22 protein-coding genes are annotated in these 18385 nt (G+C 37.5%); 19 read left to right on the forward strand and 3 right to left on the reverse strand.

What is annotated here, in order from left to right:
• Positions 1–205: 205 nt before the first annotated feature.
• The 15 genes from J2T20_RS07735 to J2T20_RS07805 all read left to right on the forward strand — a co-directional run bounded on the left by J2T20_RS07735 (position 206) and on the right by J2T20_RS07805 (position 12723).
• Positions 206–961: a class I SAM-dependent methyltransferase gene (locus J2T20_RS07735; RefSeq protein WP_307587136.1), complete on the forward strand. Its 756-nt coding sequence runs from the start codon at positions 206–208 to the stop codon at positions 959–961.
• A gap of 1011 nt (positions 962–1972) precedes the next feature.
• Positions 1973–2476, forward strand: a complete 504-nt coding sequence (locus J2T20_RS07740) for a hypothetical protein (protein WP_307587138.1) — start codon at positions 1973–1975, stop codon at positions 2474–2476.
• 255 nt (positions 2477–2731) lie between these two features.
• On the forward strand, positions 2732–3181 hold the full coding sequence (locus J2T20_RS07745; RefSeq protein WP_307587140.1) for a hypothetical protein: 450 nt from the start codon (positions 2732–2734) through the stop codon (positions 3179–3181).
• Positions 3182–3450: 269 nt separating this feature from the next.
• Positions 3451–4188, forward strand: coding sequence for an MBL fold metallo-hydrolase (locus J2T20_RS07750; RefSeq protein WP_373457772.1), 738 nt, complete (start codon positions 3451–3453; stop codon positions 4186–4188).
• 255 nt (positions 4189–4443) lie between these two features.
• Positions 4444–4812: a cupin domain-containing protein gene (locus tag J2T20_RS07755; RefSeq protein WP_307587144.1), complete on the forward strand. Its 369-nt coding sequence runs from the start codon at positions 4444–4446 to the stop codon at positions 4810–4812.
• A gap of 237 nt (positions 4813–5049) precedes the next feature.
• A complete protein-coding gene (locus tag J2T20_RS07760; RefSeq protein WP_307587146.1) occupies positions 5050–5604 on the forward strand; it encodes a GNAT family N-acetyltransferase in 555 nt (184 codons plus the stop codon).
• 222 nt (positions 5605–5826) lie between these two features.
• The gene (locus J2T20_RS07765) at positions 5827–6336 is read left to right on the forward strand and encodes an HXXEE domain-containing protein (RefSeq protein ID WP_307587148.1); all 510 of its coding nucleotides are present in this window, start codon (positions 5827–5829) and stop codon (positions 6334–6336) included.
• A 279-nt stretch (positions 6337–6615) separates the two neighbouring features.
• A complete protein-coding gene (locus J2T20_RS07770) occupies positions 6616–7281 on the forward strand; it encodes a DUF3885 domain-containing protein (protein ID WP_307587149.1) in 666 nt (221 codons plus the stop codon).
• Between the two features lie 158 nt (positions 7282–7439).
• Complete coding sequence (locus J2T20_RS07775; RefSeq protein ID WP_307587152.1) at positions 7440–8030, forward strand: GNAT family N-acetyltransferase; 591 nt, start codon at positions 7440–7442, stop codon at positions 8028–8030.
• A gap of 223 nt (positions 8031–8253) precedes the next feature.
• Positions 8254–9054, forward strand: coding sequence for a Cof-type HAD-IIB family hydrolase (locus J2T20_RS07780; RefSeq protein WP_307587153.1), 801 nt, complete (start codon positions 8254–8256; stop codon positions 9052–9054).
• Positions 9055–9346: 292 nt separating this feature from the next.
• Complete coding sequence (locus tag J2T20_RS25725) at positions 9347–9715, forward strand: DUF2691 family protein (RefSeq protein ID WP_373457773.1); 369 nt, start codon at positions 9347–9349, stop codon at positions 9713–9715.
• A 101-nt stretch (positions 9716–9816) separates the two neighbouring features.
• On the forward strand, positions 9817–10209 hold the full coding sequence (locus J2T20_RS07790) for a barstar family protein (protein WP_307587155.1): 393 nt from the start codon (positions 9817–9819) through the stop codon (positions 10207–10209).
• A gap of 257 nt (positions 10210–10466) precedes the next feature.
• Positions 10467–10820, forward strand: a complete 354-nt coding sequence (locus J2T20_RS07795; RefSeq protein ID WP_307587156.1) for a hypothetical protein — start codon at positions 10467–10469, stop codon at positions 10818–10820.
• A 510-nt stretch (positions 10821–11330) separates the two neighbouring features.
• Entirely contained in the window at positions 11331–11999 is a 669-nt protein-coding gene (locus J2T20_RS07800) for an SMI1/KNR4 family protein (RefSeq protein ID WP_307587158.1), read from the forward strand.
• 271 nt (positions 12000–12270) lie between these two features.
• Positions 12271–12723, forward strand: coding sequence for a GNAT family N-acetyltransferase (locus J2T20_RS07805; protein ID WP_307587238.1), 453 nt, complete (start codon positions 12271–12273; stop codon positions 12721–12723).
• Positions 12724–13210: 487 nt separating this feature from the next.
• On the opposite strand, the gene J2T20_RS07810 is transcribed toward J2T20_RS07805, so the two are convergent.
• Positions 13211–13621, reverse strand: a complete 411-nt coding sequence (locus tag J2T20_RS07810) for a hypothetical protein (RefSeq protein WP_307587159.1) — start codon at positions 13619–13621, stop codon at positions 13211–13213.
• Positions 13611–14072 carry a MerR family transcriptional regulator gene (locus J2T20_RS07815; protein WP_307587161.1) on the reverse strand — a complete coding sequence of 154 codons (462 nt, stop codon included), beginning with the start codon at positions 14070–14072 and terminating at the stop codon, positions 13611–13613. The genes J2T20_RS07810 and J2T20_RS07815 overlap by 11 nt, the downstream gene beginning before the upstream one ends.
• Positions 14073–14563: 491 nt before the next feature.
• Here J2T20_RS07815 and J2T20_RS07820 point away from each other — a divergent pair, with 491 nt between their 5' ends.
• The 4 genes from J2T20_RS07820 (at position 14564) to J2T20_RS07835 (ending at position 17814) form a co-directional block, all read left to right on the forward strand.
• Entirely contained in the window at positions 14564–15031 is a 468-nt protein-coding gene (locus tag J2T20_RS07820) for a UPF0158 family protein (RefSeq protein WP_307587162.1), read from the forward strand.
• 314 nt (positions 15032–15345) lie between these two features.
• Complete coding sequence (locus J2T20_RS07825) at positions 15346–15891, forward strand: GrpB family protein (RefSeq protein ID WP_307587164.1); 546 nt, start codon at positions 15346–15348, stop codon at positions 15889–15891.
• A gap of 332 nt (positions 15892–16223) precedes the next feature.
• Positions 16224–16745, forward strand: a complete 522-nt coding sequence (locus tag J2T20_RS07830) for a hypothetical protein (RefSeq protein WP_307587165.1) — start codon at positions 16224–16226, stop codon at positions 16743–16745.
• A gap of 91 nt (positions 16746–16836) precedes the next feature.
• Complete coding sequence (locus tag J2T20_RS07835; protein ID WP_307587167.1) at positions 16837–17814, forward strand: phosphotransferase; 978 nt, start codon at positions 16837–16839, stop codon at positions 17812–17814.
• Between the two features lie 237 nt (positions 17815–18051).
• On the opposite strand, the gene J2T20_RS07840 is transcribed toward J2T20_RS07835, so the two are convergent.
• Positions 18052–18333 (reverse strand): hypothetical protein, encoded by a 282-nt coding sequence (locus J2T20_RS07840; RefSeq protein WP_307587169.1) that lies wholly within the window; start codon positions 18331–18333, stop codon positions 18052–18054.
• Positions 18334–18385: the final 52 nt, after the last annotated feature.

The raw sequence follows: 18385 nt of genomic DNA on the forward strand, positions 1-18385 counted from the left end.
AGTAATTGAGTGTAATCAAAGAAGACAATGACTTCACATAACACAATATTCCCGCTGCGTCGCTTACGCTCCTTGGTCTGCCATGATGCTAGGTCAAGGAAGTGGAGACAAGCAGACAACCCTACGGGTTCGGGAATACGACAACGTTATCCGAAAGAACCGAAAAAAAAGAAGTAGTTACTTATTCTATTAAGGGGGAATTAAGTTGAAAATTATTGAGGAAAAATACAACCGCTATGGGGAAGAAGACTATGATACTCAATATATTAGTTGGGGATTTGATGATCTAGAAACCCAAATCGTTATGGCGAAGAAACTCCAAAAATTATTTCCAAGTAATGCAAATACAATTGTTGATATTGCCTGTGGAATATCTAGATATCATCAGGTATGGTTGAAATCAGGATATGAGGTTACTGGCATAGATATTTCTAAAACGTTCATTGAATACTCTAGAGACTACTATATAGATTTTGAGAAAGCACGTTATTTAGTATGTGATTTTAATGAGTTGAATTTCGAGAATGAATTTGATATTGCAATTTGGACCGATCCGGTAGAACTAACTGGAATCTCTGTCCATCGAATATTTAAAGCACTAAAACAAAATGGTGTATTTATTTATGAAATGTGGAATGACAATTACTATAAATATCATACCGATACTAGACACAATGATTGTCGTACTTGGACATACAAGGACGGAATTTATCACCTAATAAGACACGAATACAATAAAATAACATGTGCATCAGAACATGAAGAAATCATATTTGATATACCAAATGATACGATGATACATAAGACAGGACTTGATGCCAAAAACGTAAATAATCATTGTAGTGTACAAGTTTTGGAGGCTGCGGGATTTAAGAATATTCGGTTTCTAGATTATGATGGGCGACCTTTTAGTACGGAGAATCAACAAATCAAACAGTTTTTTATGATTGGTGAGAAATAATTTAAGAGAGAATGAGATAAGGAATATTAAGGTCAATTATTTTTGTATTTCAAAGAAGCCGGTTCCTTCGGATAACACCGCATTCCCGCCGCGGGCCTAACGGCCCTTGGTCGCTAAAGATGTATTTCGGGGAAGAGGATTCAGGCGACACACCTGCGAACCTAACTGCCGCAAGCGGCAGCCGGTTATGATCGCCCAGCTTCGCAAGGGCGATCAAGTTCCCTTAAGGTTCTCGGCGTCGGGAATACAACAACGTTATGTGAAATTGCCTGAACATATTTAAAGAAAGTTGGATCAAGGATGCGAAATATAATTAATTATGCTGCCTTTCCGTCTTATCAAGGAAGTAATATTTCTACAATCAATAGTAATCTAAAACTTCAAGGTTCATTACCTCATTCAGATTGCTTTGAGGTTACTTTGAATAATGAATTATTGAGCATACCGTATAGAATATATTTTGAGGAGCCTTCTACCGAACAAATGAGTCAGTTGAGTTCTGAACAAGTAGATATATTGAATTGTTTTTTTACTCGACATTACAATGGCTATATAAGGGAACGGAAACTTAAAGAAATTATATTGGTAGATAGACCTCTTGTCGTACCATTTGTTATTCAATTAGCAGGTGAATATGTCTATGAAATTCAAGAAATAATATATGAACATTTAAACTATCTAAACATAGACAACTATCTAAACTTTATATCCGAGAACCCAACTTATTATCAGAAGACAAGAGCTAGAATGATAAGTTATTGGAATTGTAATTATAGAAATCAATATAAAGATTTAAGACACTATAAAGGTCTAGAAATATTTAAGTACTTTGAAAGAAATCTCAGGTAGGGGCAACATCACATAACACATCATTCACGCTGCGGGCCGTTCGGCCCTGGGTCTGCAAGTAGATAATTCGTGGGTGTTGAAACAGGCAGACAACCCTACGGGTTCGTGAATACGGGAACGTTATAGGAAATCAGTGCAAACCATTGACTGGATGTGATTTCGATGAAGTATTTTGATTATTTGAATTCAATGAAGAAGGAATTTATTGATCAAATAGATTATTTATTGACTCAATATAAAGTTCAGCCGGTAGGTAGTGGATATATCGACTGCATTACTATGAAAGATTTTTTAAAACCATTTATTAATGCAGTTTCTGAGATAGGGATCCTAGTATCTGATGTAACTTGGTGGTGTTATGTAGATCCTAGTAAAAGTTCAACAGGGTGCCCTCATGGAATGGGCGGCCCCTTATCTGATTACTATGAAGGTTGGTTTAGTGAATTGCAAAACGAGATTTATGAAGTGGATAAAGAAAGAATAACATCTTTTCTGGATTCTTATGATAAGCAACAAATAACTCTAACAAATCAAAATACAATTAATCAGGTGGAGCAGATACTTAAAAATCCTTTTAGGTATACTCCTTCAGACTATATTGATGAGAATAAATGTGTAATGCCTGGTATATGGTTGCTTGTCCCGGATGATTGGAAGAGGGTTTGATATGAGTAAATTCATTGAAGGCACTGACATCCTATAACAATGTGTTCACGCATCGGGGGACAAGCCCCCTCGGTCCGCAGAAGTTAGAAGTGCGATTCGGAGAGGAATTTCAGTAGCAAGGAAGCAGATTCAGCGGACACATCCGCACTACCTAACCGCGTCGTGGCCGGTCCTTCAGACCTTAAGGTGGTGGGACGTCGTGAACACGGAAACGTTAGGCGAAAGTAATGCAAACTCAATATTAAAGGTGATGCGATGATGCCAGAAGAAATAATTGAAACAATACAATCAATACAGGATCGAAAAGTTCGATTTGTTCGATTGGCCAGGAATTCATTAATTATATATTGTGATTGTGAACCAGATGACCTGAACCAAGGATTTAGTATTTGGTTAGAACCAACATGGCATTTTAGGAATACTGAACGAGTGATTACCGGATCAAGAGAAGCTCAAACCGATGATGAAGTAGAACATTCCAATATTATAGAACAATTAAAAACTCTATATTTCAAGACAATAAAGAAATTATCTATAGAACCAATAACGAATGATGTAGTGATCGAAATAGATGAAGGGAATATATTAAAAACATTTGTATCAGATCCGAATGATGAGGAATCATGGCAGATTAGAAACTTTAATAAAGGCATAAGAATTATAGGAAACCCAAGGGCTATACAAATTATTAAAGACCTATCGTAAGTAATTTCAATGATGGCATTACCATCGCCTAACAACGTATTCACGCTTCGGGCCGTACGGCCCTTGGTCTGCAGAGGCATTTCGAGGAAGTCGAGTCAGCAGACAACCCTGCACTGGCTAAGTCCGTCGGACCCGGGGCTTATGCCCCTTAAGCCAGTGAGGGTTCGTGAATCCAACAACGTTAGCTGAAATTGCTGTAAAGAATATATAAAGGAGGAGGAGCATCCTTGAACATAAATAATTGGTTTACAATCGAAGAGATCGACTCAATGACATTTGCTATAAGTGAATATGGTCATTGGGAGAAAGTTCATTCATATCTAGTTATAGGTGATGAATATGCTGCGTTGATAGATACAGGTATCGGAATTTGTAATATCAAAAGAGTAGTTGATCAACTAACTTCATTACCAATTAAAGTGATTACAACTCATGTACATTGGGATCATATAGGTAACCACGGGCTTTTTGATGAAATATATGTGCATGAATTTGAGAAAGATTGGTTAGAGAATGGAATGCCTGGATTACCAATCGAAGTTATTCGTCGTGATGTAATTAGAGATATTACCAAGCCCCTACCAGAGAGTTTTAAAATAGAAGAATATGAACCTTTTCGGGGTAAGCCCACCGCATTATTAAGGGATAATGAAATGATAGATCTAGGCAACAGAATTCTAACTATTTTACATACACCCGGTCACTCCCCAGGACATCTTTGTGTTTATGAAGCAGAGCAAGGGTACTTATATACTGGAGATTTACTTTACAAGGGAACTTTGTTTGCATTCTACCCCACAACAGATCCCTTGTTGTTTGTGAAATCAGTAGGAAAGATAAGCCGTATAGAACATATAACAAAGATATTGCCTGGACATAATGAAATGGACTTGAATAAGAATTTTATCACTGAAGTCAATAGAGCATGCCAAGATCTATTGAATAAAGGACTAGCTAGACATGGATCGGGAGTGCATGAATTTAAAGATGTAAAGATATATTTTTAGTAGTTCGAAGAAGACAGCAACATCAGCTAACACAGTATTCACGCTGTGGACCCTGACGGGGCCTTGGTCTGCAGAGGGTTTTCGAAGAAGTGGAGTCAGCAGACAACCCTGTACTGGCTAAGTCCGTCGGACCCGGGGCTTCCCCTCCTTAAGCCAGTGAGGGTTCGTGAATACACCAACGTTAGATGAAATCGCCGAACATGGTAAAAAACATAAAGAAAATACTGATAACTACAGAAACAAGAATGGGGCAAAATGAAAATTTATAACTTTGGAAGTGAAACAGGGAAGAAAATTGATGCCTTTGATAGTAAAAACCTTATAATGACAAAAATTTTAAATGGAACTAAAGATACTCACGTTGGATGTATGTACATTGAAGCAAATGGAATAGTTGGCCTTCATCAAGCGGTGACACCACAATTGTTTTTAGTTATGAGTGGTGAAGGAATCGTTAAGGGCAAAGGGGATAAAGAATTAATTATTAAGGCAGGATTTGCAGCATACTGGGAAGCAGAGGAATGGCATGAAACAAAAACAGAAACAGGCTTAACTGCTATTGTTATTGAAGGTATAACGTTGGAGCTAATGATGGAAGAGAAAGAATGGTTAAAAACTAATTAAATAATTTACGAAGCATTTCGGAGAAGTGGCGACATTATCTAACATTGCATTACCACAGCGGTCACTACGTTTCCTTGGTCACCAGGAGGAAATTTCGAAGAAGTAAATTCAGGTGACACATCCAACCGGCTTAGTGGCAGAGCCACCCGGACCTATGGTCCTTAAGCCGTTTGGACGTCGGTAATACGCGGACGTTATAAGAAATCAATGCAAATCAATTAAGTGAGGGTTGAAAGAATGAAGATCGAATTAAAACCACTAACAGAAGCCGATTTTTCGCTAATCGTAGAATGGGTAAATGCTCACGACGAAGATTTTATCTATCAGTGGGCAGGAAATACTTATAGCTATCCATTAACAGTCAAACAAATAGAAGATCATTATAGTAAAGGGATCAATGCAATAGATGCCGGTGTTTTTATTTATAAGATCATTGATACTTCGACACAAGAAACTATTGGCTCAGTCCAGCTATGTAGGATGGATCTAATAAAAAGTGAAGCAGTTGTAGGTAGATTTTTAATTAAGTCAGAACAATATCGAGGTAAAGGCATAGGAACCACAGTACTAAAAGAATTAGTTCGAATAGGATTTGAAGAATTCTCATTGAAAAGAATAAAACTAAATGTCTTTCATATCAATACGCAAGCGATTCGTTGCTATGAGAAAGTTGGCTTCATTAAAGGACAGATACATGAAAACGTATACCAATCATTAACCGGTGAGTATTGGAATGGAATAGAAATGACCCTAGAAAAAGAATTGTGGGAGCAAATTCATAGAAGGCATTGACATCCTATAACAATGTGTTCACGTATTGGGGGACAAGCCCCCTCGGTCCCGGGAGATAAGTTGAAGAAGTGATTTCCGGGACACATCCGCACCACCTAACCGCATCGCGGCCGCTCACTACGTTCGCTTAAGGTGGTGGGACGTCGTGAACACGGAACCGTTATGTGAAATGCGACTAGAGAATTAATATTAAGAAAGTATTCGGAGGAGATTGATTACATTATGACTTCACAAACACTCGTATGGTTATTCATAGTAGTCTTTATTCTCCATGATTTAGAGGAAATTATATGGGTTGAGCCGTGGATTAAGAAAAACAGAAATCAAGTAATTACTGAGGTTCCTATTAGAATAAAGCAACAGATAGAGAAGATGTTTAATATTACTAGTAGTCAATTTGCCGTAGCAGTTTTACTCGAGTTTATTGTTTTTATTCCATTTACTTTTTTAGCTGCAGAACAAGGAAAGTTCTTCATATTCTTATCTTTTAATGCTTTGTTTCTATTACACGTGTTTACACATATAGGACAATCATTTTACTTAAAGATGTATACGCCGGGAGTAGTAAGCGCTGTGATTATCGTACTGCCTTATACGTTGTATCTATTTTATCATATGACAAGTAAAGAATTAGTAACATGGAAAGAGGTTATATTGAGTGTTCCAGTAGGTTTGATTTTAGTGCCAATAGTATTACTTGGACATGAAATAGGAAGAAGAATAGTGAAATGATGAAATAAAATGAATGCTATGAAGGTAATTCTGAGAAGAGTCGCACATCAGATAACACGATATTCACGCTTCGGGCCATTCGGCCCTCGGTCCGGACCGGAGTTAGATGAGGGTTCGGTGATGTAATTGGCAGTAACTAAGAAGCGGATTCAGCCGGACACATCCGCACCGACTAAGCGCATCGCGCTCGGCGACATTCGTCGCCTTAAGTCGGTGGGACGTCGTGAATACAACAACGTTATATACAATGGCTGCAAGGACTATGAAAAGAGGTGTAAGATGACCCTGGATGACTATATGAATAAGCATTTTCCAGACTTAATGCTATGTCCGCCTCTCTTTTATAGTTGGGAAATTGGGATTCGTTTCGAGCTTGGGAACCCACCTATGTTCAGGATTGATAAGCAACAATATATGGAGCAAGTTTACGATAGGGCAATTAGTATCTATAAATACCTACATAAAGAGAGCGATGAAATATTTGTTGTAACTAATGCTCATTTTGCTGATGAGCCTAATCTAATAAGACGAAAACCTAAAGTTTATCGAAGATATATTACAAATAAAGAGGTATTAAAAGGCTTAAAGCATAAAGTAATTCCATATGTATTTGCTGATGTATATGGAATAGATGATTTTGAAACACATCGGTTTATCTTAAAGTGTTTTGGAAGGGACATTAAGTATATGAGCATGATTAAAGCAATTTGTAATAATGATGTGGCGATCAAACCAAAAATTTATCATGATGTATTTTTTGTTAATTTTACTACAGGAACAATATTTCATGTATACGATGATAGGGGATGCGATGTGGTCTCGAATTCAAAAACTGCATTAATGAATTTATATAGAGATTATAATGAATGGATATTAAATTATGATAGATCAAGGATTGATCAAACATTAGGTAGTAATTTCACTGAAGGCAGCCACAGCATATAACAATATGTTCACTAAGTCGAGGAAGTGGATTCAGGCGTCACATCCGCACCGACTAACCGCATTGCGGCCGGTCCTTCGGACCTTAAGTCGGTGGGACGTCGTGAACACGGAAACGTTATCTGAAAGAACTGCAAATCTATTATAAAGGAATAAAACACATGGAAATTAATAAACTATTTGATTACTCTCCGGTCTTCGAAACACCTCGCTTGTTTTTACGAAGATTGAATTTAGAAGATGTTAGTGATTATTTTGAATTTGCATCTAATCCGTTAGTTACAACTTTTACCTGGTGGGATAATCATAAGTCATTAGAAGATTCAGTAAATTACATAAATCAAGTAATTGATAAGTATAACTCTCAAGGAGCATATCATTGGGGAATAGTTTATAAAGATACGAACAAGATTATTGGAAGAACTGGATTTGTTAGTATAGATGAATTACATAAACGAACTGAGATTGGATTTGCCCTATCAAACGATTTTTGGAACATGGGAATTATTACGGAAGCGACAAAACCGATAATTAGGTATGGGTTTGAAGAGTTAGAATTAAACCGGATTGAAGGACGTTGTAATTTTGAAAATCTAGGATCAGAAAAAGTAATGAAGAAATTAGGGATGACATTTGAAGGGATATTAAGAGAACAATTAAAAGTAAAGGGGGAATTTACAGACCAGAAGATGTATTCAATACTTAGAAGAGAATATGTCAGTTGTTTCGAAGAAGGCAATTCCATCAGCTAACACCATATTCACGCATCGGGCCATTCGGCCCTCGGTCCGGCAGAAGTTAGAAGTGGATTCGATGAGGCATTTTCAGTAGCAAGGAAGCAGTTCAGGCGGACACACCCGCACCACCTAAACGCATCGCGGCCGGTCCTTCGGACTTTAAGGTGGTGGGGCGTCGTGAACACGGAAACGTTATCCGAAATAACCTAGAAGATAAATATTGTAAGTAGGTGAATCAATGAGGTACTCAGCAGTAGTTTTAGACCTAGATGGAACACTACTTAACTCGGAAAAAAAGATTTCAGACAGAAATTACAAGAGTGTCATGGCTTGTCATAAGCAAGGAATGCAAATAATCTTCGCTACTGCTCGTCCTCCAAGAGCCGTATATAGTTTTCTACCAAAGGAATTATTAGATGTTGGCTCTTTTGTATTTTACAATGGAGCTTTCATATCCAGTTCTAGTCTTGGTGTTAATATTCATGAACCAATCCACTCAGTTCTTTCTGCAGAAGTTCTTGATCATTGTACAAACGATAACCCTAATAATGAGATAGGGATTGAAGTACTGGATGAATGGTTCAGTTTGAAAGAGATTGATTACTCGATTGTCACGAGTGTAAAAGAGAATCCAATTGTAAAATCTCTTGAGAAGCTCAAAGAATTTGATGCTACAAAAATATTGATAACTGGCAATATAAATGTAAGAATGCTTAGGGAAAAATTTAATTCCAGCCTAAATATTATAGTAACTGATAATGGGCAGTTGATTCAGATCATGTCAAAGAGGGCATCAAAAGAAATTGGTGTAGCTAAACTACTCAATGGGTTTGGTCTTCAAAACGAAGAGGTTATTGTTTTTGGAGATGATCATAACGATATTGGATTATTTAATACTTGTGGGTGGTCAGTTGCCATGGGTAATGCAATACAAGAATTGAAAAATATTGCAAGTACAATTACTAAAAGCAACGATAATGATGGGGTTGCTATTGAATTGGAAAGAATTTTGGGGGTAACACAGGGTTACATCAGCTAACAATGTGTTCACGCATCGGCGGACAAGCCGCCTCGGTCCCGGAAGATAAGTCGAGGGAGTAGTTGCCGGGACACACCCGCACCACCCAACCGCGTCGCGGCCAGTCGCTTCGCTCCTTTAGGGTGGTGGGGCGTCGTGAATACCAGAACGTTATCAGAAATCAGCGTAAAGGCGGTTTAATAATGAGAAGAGGCATAAGCTTTGAAATACCAAATAAATTCGGTAGTTTTCTTGGAGAGATTTTGAGTCCAATACATATTATCTGATTTTTGCAAATCTAAATGCTTTTCCAATTGGAAAGAGTGCTACAGAATTAACCACGTTAGAAGAATACATAGAAAGTGAATGTTTATTATCACTTTTGGTCATTGATAGTAGTTATATTTCAATTTATTGTAAAGATCCAAACTTACTTGAAGACTTGTATAACAACGCACTGAATAGAAATTTTGAAAAACTTAAATATGTAACTGATGATAATGATACTAGAACAAAGCTTTCTGTATGGGAATCGAATTTTATTGAAAGTGCTTTTGAAGTTAATTCACAGAAGTCGCTGATTTCTGATAACACCATATTCACGCATCGGGCCATTCTGCCCTCGGTCCGCCCGGGGCATTTCGAAAAAGTGGATCCAGGCGGACACACCCGCACCATCTAAACGCATCGCGGCCGGTCCTTCGGACTTTAAGGTGGTGGGGCGTCGTGAATACAAGAACGTTAGATGAAATGGCCTAATAACATGTAAAGGACGAATGAATAGTGAAAAAAACTTTTACTATTAACGGAGATAACTTCTCCGATTTTCAAGGTTTTACTAAAGAGTTTTCTTCCATCGTTTTATCTAATAAACATATATGGAATGGTAATTTAGATGCATTTAATGACATACTGCGTGGTGGATTTGGTTTTGAAGATGACGATGATATAGAAATCGTATGGAAGAACTCTATTAATTCAATTAAAGACTTAGGTTATATTGAGACAATTAAAAAATTGAATGAAAAATATGAACACTGTCATCCAACAAATAAGGTATCAGTATTACAAGAATTACATAAAGCTAGAAATAATCAAGGTCCTACAGTATTTGATAGGATAATAGAAATTATTAATGAACACGAAAACAAAAACATAACATTAAAACTTGAATAAATAGAACCCAATAAATACAAGAGTATTTTAAATGATTACTTAAAGATGAGGCCACATCATCTAACACCGTATTCACGCTGCGGGCCATACGGCCCTTGGTCTGCAGAGGAATTTCGAGGAAGCGGATTCAGCAGACAACCCTGCACTGGCTAAGTCCGTCGGACCCGGGGCTAGCGCCCCTTAAGCCAGTGTGGGTTCGTGAATACAACAACGTTAGATGAAATTACACTGCAAAGCTATTAATAGGAAGATGGTGAATGATTATAGAAATTCTAAGTAACAATAAATTAAATAGTTTCTTCCAACAGCTCGAAAATATTAAACAAACTTATAGCGAATTATCGTCCTCATGTTTACATAAGGATTCCAAAATGCCATGGACTGAATTCAAAAAAGAATACGAAAAGATAGGGGGAGCTATTAATTCAGATAAGTTCAGTCATATCCAATCAGAATTAATAGAAGAGGTCATTTATTCAATACTCGAAATGCTTGATGGTTATAGAAATTTAGGTTTTGATATTGATATTGTGGACAAACAAACAGGAGAATCAATTATAAATGGATTACAACTACATGATAAGTATAGAGATTTTATAAATAAAGAATGAATAGTGTGAGCAGCTCGAGAAGGCAGTAACATCATCTAACAATATATTCACGCAGAGGGTCGACTTCGTCGACCCTCGGTCCTCCAGATGGATTTCGGAGAAGCGGATTCAGGCGGACACACCTACAAGGCTAAGTCCTGTTGGACCCGAATAAATTGTGGACTTTTGATGCTGCTATACTTCCACACTATCTTATAGATAACTATAGAGAGCAAAATGAAGGTTTTTTTTACTTTAAACACGATAAAGAAAACCTATATATAGTTAGAAAATCTGTTTGGAATGAAGAACCTTGGAAGTTATTTCTTTGAGGGCGTATACATCACATAACAATATATTCACACTGCGGGCCATACGGCCCTTGGATCGTAGAAGGTAAGAAGCCAAGAAGCGGAATTAGGCGATCAACCCTGCAAGGCTAAGTCATCGACCTGGCGCTGACGCGCCTTAAGCCTTTCGGGTTCGTGAATACAGAAACGTTAGCAGAAATTAGTTGAAAGGAAGATTGCCATGAGTACATGGAGGTCATGGGAAGACAATATAAAAGCATTTCTTCAAGCGATTCAACGAATTGGTGGAGAAGTGGACGGCTATTTATTCAAAGCACCTGCGAACGTTCAGCTAATTCATGAAGTTGAAGAAAAACTAGGAATCAAACTACCAGTATCTTTCACTAAAACTGTGATTGAATTTTCAAGTGGAATGGAAATGAATTGGTCATTACCTGATGATGAAGAGCTAGAAGTACCACTTCCAACAGAATTAAGAGGAATATTTGCGGGAAACTTTAGCTGGAGTTTGAAGGATATTATTATTATAGAACAAGATAGAAAGAGTTGGGAACTAGAAGTCTTTTCAAATTTTGAAGATGACTATGATCGTATTTGGCATAATAAACTAGGATTAATGGAAGTAGGCAACGGAGATTATATTGCTTTCGATTTATCTATCCAAGTTGATCCACCTATAGTTTATTTGTCTCATGATGGCGGAGAAGGCCATGGTTATATTTTGGGGGACAATTTTATTGATTTTATGAATAGATGGACAAGAATAGGTTGTGTGGGTTGTGAAGATTGGCAACTGATTCCTTTCATGAATGATTCTTCAACGGGTATTTTAGCAGATGGCGAGAATGCCATTCAGTGGAGAAAATATCTAAAAGTACAGTTACCTTGAGGGCTTTTTCAGTGAAGCCAACTAACTTCTGCTAACAATATGTTCATGCATCAGCGGACAGGCCGTCCTGGTCGTTAGGAGATAAGTCTGGGGAGTAGATTCAGGCGTCACACCCGCACCACCTAGCCGCATCGCGGCCGTCCCTTCGGGACTTAAGATGGTGGGACGTCGTGAATACAACAACGTTATCTGAAAGAGGCTATTATTTATATCGAGAGCTTCACTTCGAAGTTGAATTTGAAAAAAAAAGGAGATCAATAAATTGATTCTAATGAGAGCAGAGGAAACAGATGTTGAAGATATTTTACAATTACAACGTGAAGCCTTTATGGTTGAAGCAACGCTATACAATGATAATAATATTCAACCATTAAGACAGACAATTGATGAACTGAAATTAGATCTCTGCAAACAGACAGTACTGAAAGGAATCGTAGAGGGTATTATTGCTGGTTCTGTTCGAGCGTATGTTTCTGGTGATACTTGTTATATTGGAAGATTAGTTGTCCACCCTAACTTTCAAAATAGAGGAATTGGAACAAGATTACTAAATGAAGTAGAACAGATATTTATTGGATGTATGAGATACGAGTTATTTACAGGGCATAAGAGCGAGAAGAATCTTTATTTGTACAATAAGAACGGATACAAGATTTTTAAGTCTCAAGTAATTAATGAGAATTTAACAATGATGTACCTTGAGAAGACAAGTAATGATATGTAGGCAAATGTCAAAGAAGAGGCTCCATCAGATAACACTGCATTTACGCTGCGGATCGCAAGCGATCTTTGGTCTGCCCGAGGAATTTCGAGGAAGAGGATCAGGCAGACACACCTGACTGGCTAAGTGGCAGAGCTACCCGGTGCTGGCGCACAGGAAAGTAATATAAAAGTATTACTTAAATTATCTTAGTTTGTTTGGATTTTGCGATGTCTAAATCCGAATTGAGTGCACAAGGTTCCCTAGAAAGTACGTGCGTTTAATAAGAGATGATATTGTGAAATGTCCTGGGTCGTAAGTGAATGACCAGGGACATTTTTAATTATAGGCTCTGTTATCCTTGATTGTTGATTTGCGACTAAAAGAAAAACCGCCAAATTAGGCGGTTCATTCTGAACCATCGTTTCCCGTTAACGTATTCCAAATAACTGGTAGTGTAACGCAGTTTAGTGCTTCAAACCTTCCTACTGGTTTGTGACGATTGTCCTCCTTACTCTTTTTTCTTCATTCTTGTGCCCAGTATAATGAAAGCGGTATAGATTAGGATGGCAATAGAATCGATTAACGTATTCGTAAGTGCCGAAACATCATAAAATGCGGTTACACCGAGAATGACCATCAGACGAACGAGCAGAAGTGACACGATCATCCACACAGCAAACCTGATCTTCGATTTCTCGCTTTGAAATGACAGGATAATGAATACAATGCCGAAAACCAGATTCTCAGCGGTGATAATGTGCCAGACATACGTAAATGTTATCCATGTATCCAAGGCTATATCATTCACTAAGAGCGTCGGCAGTACAGTGAATTGCCCATTCCATGCGTGCGTAACGGCAAAAAGTATCGCAAGAACGCCGGCAATCAAACAATAATAATTCTTAATTTTAATGTCCATCACAATCCTCCTTGGTTATTCCAGGTTCCTTCTTGTGAAGATCTCGGTAAATCTCTCGAACGAACTCTGCCAGACGTTTGTCACTTTCATGATTAAAGTCCCTTAGCGTGTCAAATGCTACGTCTAGCAACTGACTGATCCTTTCAAGATGTACGATTTTCTTGCGTGTTTCTGCTTTTTTGGCATCAAGGAATTCAGCAACCTCCTGGCAATAAGCAGGATCTACACTCTGCATTCTGTGGAACTTCCCCTTGATTTCTTCTAGAGAAAAGTCCGCATACTGCATGATTTGAATATTCATCAGATCGACGATGTCGTCCCTAGAATACCTGCGATAAGAATTGTGTCCCCGAGACGGCGATACGATTCCAATACGGTCATAATACCGCAGCGTATCCTTAGGGATACCGAGTATCTGTGAAACCTCTTTTATAGAATATTGTTTTTCCATACATTCACAATAACATTGGAGTAAACTCCAATGTCAACTCGTTTTTACTATCTTTTTCACGCGGTATTCATGCGATCCTTACAACTATGCTGCCCATCACTTCAATAAAAAAATTAACAACACAGTTTATCAAAGCCTATTTTAAAGAAGTAGTGAAATAAGAAAGGGAAAGGGATACAATTCCAAGTATGGGCTTGAATAATAGCGTATTTTGAATGCAGCTCAAGATGTCGGAGACATCACTTAACATAGTATTCACGCGGCGGAGCCTGGCGGCTCCTTGGTTCGCCCGAAGGGATTGGCAGAGTAGTGGAATCAGGTGAACAACCCTGCAAACCTAACCGCAGTCGCGGCCCCCCCTTAACGGAAGCTTAAGGTTCTCGGGTTCGTGAATACAATAACGTTAGACGACATCAAGAAGCTGTATAAAACCCATATATAAAACCGATAGATGAAATATTTAAAATTCTCTTATGAAGGATTGAACAGACATGGAAAAATCAATTAATCTCCAGGACATTATTGATGGATTAGAAATGCAAATTGATGGAACGAGCACTTATTTAAACCTCAAGACCGGTGAAGTCATCTCTGTATCTGATGAAGATGTCAGGTCGGCAGAAGAGGATGAATCTTTTGATCATTTACCAGATTGGAAGCAAGAAGATATTAAGTTTGCAATTGATGTACTTGATAACTTTGATGATTATAGAGAATTACCAACTAAATTTGAAATCAATGAATATAAATTGCTGGAAGATTTTTGTTATGAGGTTAAGGATCTTGGGAATAGAGAGACTTTATTTGATGCAATTCGTGGGAGAGGCGCCTTCAGAAGATTCAAGGACAGAGTAAATGAAATGGGTATTGAACAAGAATGGTATATTTTTCGAGATGAACAATATAAACAAATTGCAATTAATTGGTGTAAAGATCATAACTTGAAGTACATTGAATAAAACTTAGATTTGAGAGTAACTCAGATTGACGTCGTCTAACAATATGTTCACTCATCGGCGGACAAACCGCCTCGGTCCCGGAAATAAGCCGAGAAGTGATTGCCGGGACATCTAGTCACCTAACTGCATCGCGGCCGGACCTGAAGGTCCTTAAGGTGAATAGACGTCGTTAATACGGAAATGTTAGGCGTAATGCTAGGATTATAATTGAAATATTTGGGGGTATTATCGTGCGAAGATTTAAACACAATAATTCTCTTGAAAATATATGAAAGACTTGCAATTAATCTGAAAGAAATTCAAAGGAGTTGCTTATGGAAGAACAATGGAGGATAGCAAATTATGATCCGGAGTGGAGAAATATATTTCTTGAACTCGGATCAAAGCTTCGGGAATCATTGGGAGAAAGGGCTATAAGAATAGATCATGTAGGTTCTACTTCAATTATTGGAATGGATGCAAAACAAATAATAGATATTCAAATCTCAGTCCCTAACCTAGACAATGAATTGAGCTATAAGTTTCGAGTTGAAGAAGTTGGTTTTGAATTAAGAAGAGAAAATCCTGATAAGACAAAGAAATACTTTCGGGAATTACCAGGTAGAAGTAGGACCCATATACATGTAAGGCAATCTGGAAGTTTCTCGGAACAGGTAACATTACTCTTTAGAGATTACTTGCGTAAACATCCAGAAGATTGTTTGGCATATGCTCAGGAAAAACATCGATTAATGAAACTCTTCAAGAATGAACGAACAAGGTATGTTGAAGGCAAAGGACCAATTGTTTGGGAGATTATACAGAAGGCTCATTTTTGGTCACAAGAAGTAGGATGGAAACCTGAAAAGACGGATATTTAAGTAAACTCGAAGAAGGCAGTGGCATCAGATAACACTGTATTCAAGCTGCGGGCCTGACGGTCCTTGGTCTGCAGAGGCATTTCAGCAGACAACCCAGCACCACCTAACCGCATTACGGCTGGTCACTACGTGACCTTAAGATGGTGGGCCGTCTTGAACACGGAAACGTTATAGGAAATCAGTGCAAAAAACGGAAAAATTAACAGCAATTCATTCATAGTTGATTAAACTAACTGGCAGTATAACACAATGGTGTTTAAAGCACAGGTATGTTATTAGATAGGACTTTCCTATTCAACCAAAACACATTTATAATAAAATCGAGCTGAATTATGAGTGAGTTCAGTGCAAGTTATCATATAAAGACAAGCGACCAACAAAAAGTCATTGATTTAATAAGAGCTTCAAATAACAAGGGATACGTTTTTCCTGAGTCTAATGGTTGGGTTACTTTTTTAATTCAAGGACCTGCCTTTGGTATCCGTAAATCGATTGTTTCACTAAATCCTGGCTTATTAGTACATTATTCATATATGGAGGACCACGGTTGGGAACTAATAATTTTTGAAAAAGATGAGATCGTATCTACTTATAAGTGCGACTGGACTGATGATCTGATTATTGAGAAGGATGAGTTTGATTTATTTTTACTAAGGGAATTGATAATCCAGCAAGGCAACACAGCAGAAGATATAGAAGATATAGAAGAGATCTTTGATTTAGTTCGATTTACTGGCGAAGAGCCACCGGCTTATTTAATTGCAAAGAAACTAGGATTAAGATATTTTGAATGGCTATCTTCAGATAATATCGGGGATGGCGAACATTATGAAAACATAGTATTTGTAGATTAATCGAGGAAGAATGGAATTCACATAACAACTTATTCACGCATTGTGAATAAGTTGTTATGTGAAATTCAAGTTAAAATTGGAGAGATAAAAAATGCCATTAAATAATAACAAATTGATGAATATTTTTAAGGGTAATGATATTTCTGAAAGTCTTTGTATAAGAAGAATAGATCATATTACCAGAGATAGAGCAACAATAAACAAAATTGAAATCCACAGGAAAGACAATGAATTTGTACCATTAATAGAGAAAAATACTATTTCCAGTTCTTGCCCACATGAGAATATTGTTTATAAGTATTTCTCCAACAAGGATGTGTCCATTCCAAAGGTTTATTACAATGAGTATGATCAATATAGACAAGAAGGTATATTGTTGATAGAAGATCTATCTCCAACACATAGAAATATATCTGATTGGGAAGTACCCATAGAACTTAATAAACTAATCAATTTAATTGATGTGATATCCCAATTTCATGCGGTCTCTTGGGGGAATGTAGATTTATCTGCTCCTAAACATTTGGAAAGTGTTGAGGAATATATACAACATATTGCTTATTTGGAAAGAGATTATTTTCATTTTAGAAAGCATCAAACGTTTAACTTTGAAGAAGAGCATTTTCAAATATATGAGAAGAGTCTTATTTATTTGCGCAAGAACGCTCAACAGCATATTGAGCGAATAACTAACAATCATAATACTACATTCATCCATGGTGACTTGAATGTTTGCAATCTGTTATATCCGTCCACTAGAAATGCAAGGCCATATATAATTGACCTTGAAGCAGTGAGAGTAGGGCTTTGTACAGAAGACCTGGTAATGTTATTTATTCATGATTTATTTCATGGAGGGGAGGAGACTTTACGCATCTTTCAACTCTATTACACTGCAATTAGTCATAAAATCTCTTGCCAATATTCATATAATCAATTTATTGAGGACATAAGATTATCAATAATGGAAGGAATCTTTTTCCCAATAAAACTTTTTGTTCATAATGGTATTAAGGACGAAGAATTAGTAATGAAATCAATAAATGCTTATAAGACTTTTTGGGGATAACTCGAAGAAGAACTTGCACATCGCCTAACACCGCATTCCCGAAGTGGCCTGAAGAACTTTGGTCGCCAAGTGACATTTCGAGGAAGTGGATTCAGGTGACACACCCGCACAACTTAACCGTATCGCGGCCGGTCGTGATCGCCAGCTGCGCTAGGCATTGTGCTTCCCTCAAGTGGTGGAGCGTCGGCAATGTCACAACGTTGGGTGTGCAATAACATTTACCTTGTCTTTTACTTATTAACTTTTATCTCGAATGGAAGTTTTGTATTTTTTTCCTTTACTGTCATAAGTAATCCATTCACCAACAGGCTCGCCAAATTCAAAATAACCAGAACGTTTTAGTGTTCCATCGGAACGATACCATTCCCAGTAGCCAGTCGGCTTATCGTCAATCATTTTTCCCTTAGACCAAATTGTTTTTCCGTTTGCGTGATACTTGATCGTATAACCATCAATCACTTCAAGTTTCTTTTCCTTGACACCGTTTGGGTGTATAAGGTCACATTTTTCATTTTCCACGACTAGCCTCCGATAATCAGATTTATAGATAATTATATCTCATTTCAATGAT

Source organism: Paenibacillus wynnii (assembly GCF_030812855.1).
GTDB classification, from domain to species: Bacteria; Bacillota; Bacilli; order Paenibacillales; family Paenibacillaceae; genus Paenibacillus_AQ; species Paenibacillus_AQ wynnii_A.